We start from the raw sequence: 6,453 nt of genomic DNA, 5'->3' as shown, positions 1-6,453 counted from the left end.
GGCCGTGGTCGCGGCCACCGCGCTCACCCTGGCCCTCGCCGCGCTGAACCTGACCGCCGGAGCGCGCACCCCGCCCCACGCCGTGGACGTGGTCGTGAACTCGGCGTCGGGCAACACCATGCACCTGACGCAGCAATTCGTTGACGGGGTACAGTCAACCGGCGCACGGGTGACGGTCCACCGCTTTCACTACTACCGCGACTTCCGGGCGGAGCTGACGGGCGATGCGCTGGTGGTCGCTTTTCCCATCTACGGCTTCAAGCCGCCCTGGCCCATGCTGGCCTGGCTGCTCCGGGACCTGCCCCGGGGCGGCGGACGGCCGGCGTACGTGCTTTACAGCGCCGCCGGCGGCCCCGAAAACGCCCACCTGCTGCTGTGGCTCATCCTGCGGTGCAAGGGCTGGCGCCCCGTCGGGCGGTCGTGGGGCGTCTACCCCCTCAACGTGGCGACCTTCCGGTGGGGGCCGCGCGCCCTGTGGCGCTTCCTGGACCGCCTCGTGCCGCTGCCCACCGACGCGGCCGCCGTCCGGGCGCACGGCGCCGCCTTCGGCCGGGACGAGCCGGCCGGATATCCGTTTCTGATCTGGCCCCTGCCGCTTTTCATCGGCGGCATCCTCATCGACAACAAATGGGTGGACACCCCCCTGTACCGCAACTACGCCTGGCGTCGCCGCTGCAACGGCTGCGGGATCTGCGTCGCCTTCTGCCCGGCGCAACGCCTCTACCTGAAGGATGGCCGCCCCCGGGCCCGGGGCACCTGCACCCTCTGCCTCGGCTGCATCAACGTCTGCCCCCGCCGCGCCATGGAGCTGCGCTTCTGGAGCGAGTACGGCCGGCCCTACCCGCCCCGCTGGCCGAAGCTGGTGGTGCGCCGGCGGGCCCCCGACGGCCGCGCCGTGTGGCCCGGCGGGTCGTGATGCGACGGCATCGCTCCGCTCCTTGACGAGCCGGCGAATGGGCGAACCGGCGAGCCGGCGATCGGAAGCAAGATAAATACTCTGATGAAAATCAGACCCGCCACTGGACGGTGAATCCGCCCCACAACCGGCTTACGTTCAAGAAGCGGTTCCAACACATCTAGGCGCTCTTCATCCATTCCTTCAGGTTGGGGCCGGGGGATTGATCATGATGCCCCTCTCCAGTGGGCATTCTCCAGTCTTGTCCAGTCCAAACAAAAACAAGTGGATTTCCGCGGAGATGTCCAATTAAAATGTTACGGTCAAATTTCTGTGGAAAGGAGATGCAGTGATTTCACGTACATTTATCTTTTTTATCATCTCTCTGATTCTGGCAGTTGTGGGATGCACATCTTGCGTGGAGGCACAGCAGGTTCACCGGGAGAAACGAACCGTCTCCGGGGAAGAGCTCCAAAAACTCGCCATCGAGCGTGCCAAAGCCGAAGCGACGCCGGTCCAGGCTATCCAGATGACCGCGCAGCAGCAGGGCGACAGCCGGCTGTACCGGCACTACAGCGGCGGCCCGACCGTGCGGGACCTGCTCTCCTCCCAGGAGGGAGAATACATCTGCTTCGGCCGGAACACTGGCCTGCCAGGCGGATTGCCGGATCAGCCTGTTAAAAGCCAGCATGAGGCGATTCGGGAGCTCATCCGGAGCGCCGATGCGGTGGTGGTGGGAATCGTTCAAGACAAGACCTCCCTGCTGACGGACACCGGGGATTTCATTTTTACCAACTACTCGCTGACGCCCCAGGAAATCCTCAAGGACAATCCCGCCGATCCGATTAAGAGAAAGACCGCCCTGACCGTCAGCCGGCCCGGCGGCCTGATCCGGATCGATGATCGGGTCGTGGAAGCCGTGGACGAAGCATTCCCGCTCCTCCAGAAAGGGTCGCGGTACGTCCTCTTCTTGCGATACATCGTCAAGACCGGCTCATATCAGGCTCTGGGCAGCGTGGCAACCTACGACCTGCAGGACGGCAGAGCCTCCGCCCTAACTACTGAGTCCACCAACATCCCGACGATGGACGAGTTGTGCTTCCTTGGCGAGATCCGCTCCGCTGTCCTCCGTGGGGCCCGGTGAGAAGGGAGGGGAGCCGATGATTCGTCAGTTTCCCTTACTTTCCCCTAATGCCTTTACCGTTCGCATCGGGTGGTTCCTGACGATGGGCCTCCTGATTCCTCTGGGATTCATGTATTCCCAATGCCCGACCACCAGTAGCGGCCATCAGGCCTGGCCGAAGAATTCAACCGTTTATTATGATCTGTCGACGATTCCGGATCCGAATGCACAGGCGCAGATTCAATCCGCCGTCAATGCTTGGAACGCGGCCAACAATGTGAATGGTTCCGGCGTTCACTTTGTCCCGGGATTAGGGCCCACTGGAGCACGCACCCTTTCCTTTCAATTCGGGAACTCATCGATTGATGGGATCGCGGCTCAGATCACCTATTGGACTTGGACGCCGTTACCGGACAACAGAAAGCCCCTGAATTCCGCCGTTGTCACATTCTACCCCGATGCTTTCTTCGGCGATGGGACCACTCCGATGTTTGATCCGTTCAACCTGGGTGCGGAGGATGTGTATTACAAGATCGCCCTACACGAAATCGGTCACACCATGGGCTTGAACGACGTAGCTGTTCCTCCGGGAGGCCCTTGCGATCAACAGGACGGAGCCTCCGTCATGAATGCGATATGTGACACCAACGATCTCTTCGGAAACATAGCCTCATCTCCCCAGCCTTGTGATAACAACGCGCTGTCGTCGACATCTTCTCCGTATTATGAGTCTGGAGGTTCTGGCGGCGGAGGCGGGACGGGTGGCAGCGGTATTCCTTGCACTCCGATGTATCGGGTCGAGATTGACTATGTGTACGTCAACGACCGACCCGTTATTGTCAGCATGATCACGACTTATCTTGGCTGTTGGTGAAATCGGTTTACCTGTTAACTGGATTGATTCATCCGCCGGCAGAGTCCGGCGGTTTTTATATTTTATGCGTTCCACTCCGAAGGACTTTCGGATCCAATTGATTAAATCCAGCGAAACCAATCCGGATTGCTTAATCTCACAGTGTTGCCCCCCTCTCCCTCTCTGTGCAACCGCTTTGATTCATCACCGCTTTGCTCCGCGGGAATCCAAAGCGCAGACCTGTCGGCGCACTCCAAACAGGCGGCTCGGCGGTCTGGAGTGCGGCGGCATGACGCCGCTCTGGATTTGCGCGGAGCGCGCCGGCAGGATTGTGGGATCGTTGCCCCAGTCGGTTCCTGATCCCTTCGCCTCACGGTTCACTGTTCACGGTTCACTGTTTACTGTTCACTTCTCACTGCAAGCCCCCGACGTCCGCGTCCCGCGGAAAACCAGAGCTGCGCCGGATCGCCGGTTCGCCGTTTCGCCGCCGCGCCGGTTCACGCTGTAATCGAATCGGATCAAACGCGCGTCGAGGGGGGACGGGCGGTGCGGCGGGCCACCCGCTGGAAGTGCAGGCCGTAGATGGCCATCTCCACCGCGATGGGAAAGGCGCGAAAGCGGGTGAGCGCGGTCCCGATGATCAGCCGCCAGTACAGCAGGCAGCTCCGGGAAAACACGCCGATGCGCCACATGCTCCGGAACAGGGCCTTGAAGTCGGTCCAGGATGGCTTTCCCCGCACCGTCGGGCGATACGTCTTGAGAAAGGTGTGGATCCGGCGGTAGTAGTTCCGCGGCGCGTACAGTGTCGTGATGATGCGCCGGTAGCCTTCCAGCAGGCGCTCGCGGTCCATCCGCGGGACGAAGTTCAGGCTGCCGTCGGTGTTTTCGCCGCTGGCAGCGCTGAGCAGGCGTCCCTCGGCCTTGAGCCGGTGCCAGAGGCGCGTCTGGGGCAGCGCCGTGAGCACGCTCACCATGGCCGTGACGATGCCCACCTGCTGGATGAACCGGATCTGGCTCTCGAAGATGGTGTCGGGGTCGTGGTCGAAGCCCACGATGAAGCCGCCCATCACCTGGAGGCCGTGCTGCTGGATGATCCGGACGCTCTCGCCCATGTTCCGCCCCACGTTGTGCATCTTGCCGCACTCGCGCAGGCTGTCGGCACAGGGCGTTTCGATGCCCAGAAACACGCGGAAGAAGTTCGCCGCGCTCATCAGGCTGAGGAGCTCCGGATCGTCCGCCAGGTTCAGGCTGGCCTCGGTGAAGAGCCGGAACGGGTAGCGGTGGGCCTTCTGCCAGCGGATGATCTCCGGCAGCAGTTCCTTGACCCGGGTTTTGTTGCCGATGAAGTTGTCGTCCACAAAGAACAAGGCACCGCGGCCGCCGGCGGCGTACAGCGCGTCCAGTTCGCCCAGCACTTGGGCCGGCGTCTTGGTCCGGGGAACACGGCCGTTCATGACGATGATGTCGCAGAACTCGCAGTCGAACGGGCAGCCGCGGGAGTATTGCACCGCCATGGTGGCATAGTGCCGGAAATCCAGCAGCCGCCAGTCGGGCGCCGGTGTCATCATGATGTCGGGCCACCCCTCGGCGGTGTAAAGCGGCTGCGGATTGCCGGCGGCCAGGTCCCGCAGGAATGCCGGCAGGGTCTGTTCCGCCTCGCCCAGCACGAAGTGGTCCACGCCGTCGAACGCCGCGTGGCTGGTGGTAAAGGCCGGGCCGCCGGCGACCACCCGCTTGCCGCGCCGGCGGCACCGCGCGATGACCTCGCGGGCGCTGTCGCCCTGCACCAGCATGGCGCTCACGAAGACCAGGTCGGCCCAGTCCAGCTGCTCGTCCGTCAGCTCGGCCACGTTCAGGTCCGCCAGCCGCCGCTCCCACTCCGGCGGCAGCATGGCGCTCACCGTGAGCAGGCCCAGCGGCGGGAACGCCGCCCGCTTCTTCACGAACTTGAGCACGTGCCGGAAACTCCAGAACGTGTCGGGATATTTCGGATAAACCAGCAGGATGTTCATAACCGCTCCTTGCGCAACCCCCGCCGCGCGTATCCGGCGGCGGGCGCGCTTCAGCCGTTCATCGGCACGGACGCCGTGTAGATCCGGCCCCACGGATCCGTGGCTTCCACGACCACCCGGCGCGAGCCTGCCGGGGGCTTGAAGTAGAACAGGTGGTCGGTCCGGGTGGGCTCCACCCACGGGTGCTTGGCCGGGCGATCGTCCCCCATGTAGAGTTCCACCGCCAACGGGTCGCAGCCGGTCCGGCGCGTCATCTCGCCGGCACGCAACCCGTCGGCGTAGGCGATGATCCGCCAGCTGCCGTCGGCGCCCCAGACGTTGGCCACGATTTCGTCGGGCGCCTCGGGATCGCTGCCCGCCGGATAGACGCGCAGCTGGTGGTCGGGCGGCTGGCCCACCGACTGGTAGCGCCGGGTCAGCTCGACGCCCCTGACCTCGTACACCGTGTACCCCCGCGGGGTGCCGTCGGGGCAGACCGGCCCCGTCCACCAGGCGCCGCAGACCGCGCCCCCGATGTGGATGTCGACCCCGCCGTCGCGCAGGTACTCGCATTCGTGCATGTGCCCGCACAGCGCGTAGGCGCGGTATGGCGCGAGGATTTCGTACAGAGCCTCCCGGTTCCCCACCACTTCCGCCAGGTTCGGCTTCTCGCGGCCGTGCCGGACATGTTGCTCGTTGTAGGGCGGGATGTGCACAAACACCACCACCGTTCGGCCGGGCTCCACCAGGGCCAGATCCCCGGCCAACCACTCCAGCTGGGACTGGTCCAGGTAGCCGATGTAGCCGCCGAACCAGTGGATGTCATCCAGCACCACGTAGTGCACCGCACCGCGGTTGAACGAATAGTGGGCCGGACCGAACGCCCGCAGGAACGGGCCGGCGGATCGGCCGTCGGTGCGGGCGTCCGGAGCCACGTCGTGGTTGCCCAACACCTGGAAGAACGGGAGACCCGTCGCCGTCACCGCGGCCGTGTATCCGGCCAGGAGTTCCGGGTGGTCGTACACGAGATCCCCCGCCGAGACGCCGAACAGCGGCTGGCCGCCCAGCCGCGCGGCCGACGCCTTGAGGTCCGTGACCGTCTCGGTCTGAAACAGGCGGACCTCGGCCGGCGTCTGCACCTGGGGGTCGGCCAGCAGGAAGAAGGCGTGCCGTTCGCTGTTGACCCCCGCCGGGGCCAGTTCGAAGGCCGCCGCGGCCTCGCCGGCCGCGTTGGGATGCAGGCGCTGGTGGAAGCGCACCGGCCCGCCGACGGGGGCGCCGAAGTCGGCATCGGCCGGCAGCGACAGGTAGACATGCGGCCGGCGCGAGGTGGTGATCAGCTCGAAGGCGCCGTCCGCCCCGGTGGCGGCGACGGTGAGGCCGTCGGTCACGGCGACGCCCGCCCGCCCGACGCCGCCCACCCGCACGACGCCCCGCACGCGGACCGGCGTCCACGGGGCCGGCGGGGCCACCGGCCGCGCGGGCGCGCCCAGGACACGGGTCGCAGCACCCGGAAGCAGGCAGCCGGCCGCGGCCAGACCGGCCGCTCGCATGAAATCCCGCCGGTCGATCATCGGAATGCCTCCTGGGG

The 6,453-nt window shown here is 65.2% G+C and carries 5 protein-coding genes; 3 read left to right on the top strand and 2 right to left on the bottom strand.

Going from position 1 to position 6,453, the window contains the following annotated elements; all coding sequences use genetic code 11:
• From GX414_05755 to GX414_05745, 3 genes are all read left to right on the top strand, one after another.
• On the top strand, positions 1 to 916 hold a 916-nt coding region (locus tag GX414_05755; GenBank protein ID NLI46596.1), incomplete at its 5' end, for a hypothetical protein.
• A gap of 397 nt (positions 917 to 1,313) precedes the next feature.
• Entirely contained in the window at positions 1,314 to 2,039 is a 726-nt protein-coding gene (locus tag GX414_05750; GenBank protein ID NLI46595.1) for a hypothetical protein, read from the top strand.
• A 16-nt stretch (positions 2,040 to 2,055) separates the two neighbouring features.
• Entirely contained in the window at positions 2,056 to 2,892 is an 837-nt protein-coding gene (locus GX414_05745; protein NLI46594.1) for a hypothetical protein, read from the top strand.
• A gap of 497 nt (positions 2,893 to 3,389) precedes the next feature.
• Here the strand turns inward: GX414_05745 and GX414_05740 are convergent, their stop codons facing one another.
• Positions 3,390 to 4,883, bottom strand: a complete 1,494-nt coding sequence (locus GX414_05740) for a DUF4070 domain-containing protein (protein ID NLI46593.1) — start codon at positions 4,881 to 4,883, stop codon at positions 3,390 to 3,392.
• 50 nt (positions 4,884 to 4,933) lie between these two features.
• Entirely contained in the window at positions 4,934 to 6,436 is a 1,503-nt protein-coding gene (locus GX414_05735) for a hypothetical protein (GenBank protein NLI46592.1), read from the bottom strand.
• Positions 6,437 to 6,453 lie beyond the last annotated feature (17 nt).

This window comes from Acidobacteriota bacterium (genome assembly GCA_012517875.1).
In the GTDB taxonomy this organism is placed as follows: Bacteria; Acidobacteriota; JAAYUB01; order JAAYUB01; family JAAYUB01; genus JAAYUB01.
Note: the sequence above shows the minus strand (reverse complement) of the source record. Positions and strands in the feature narration are given on the sequence as shown.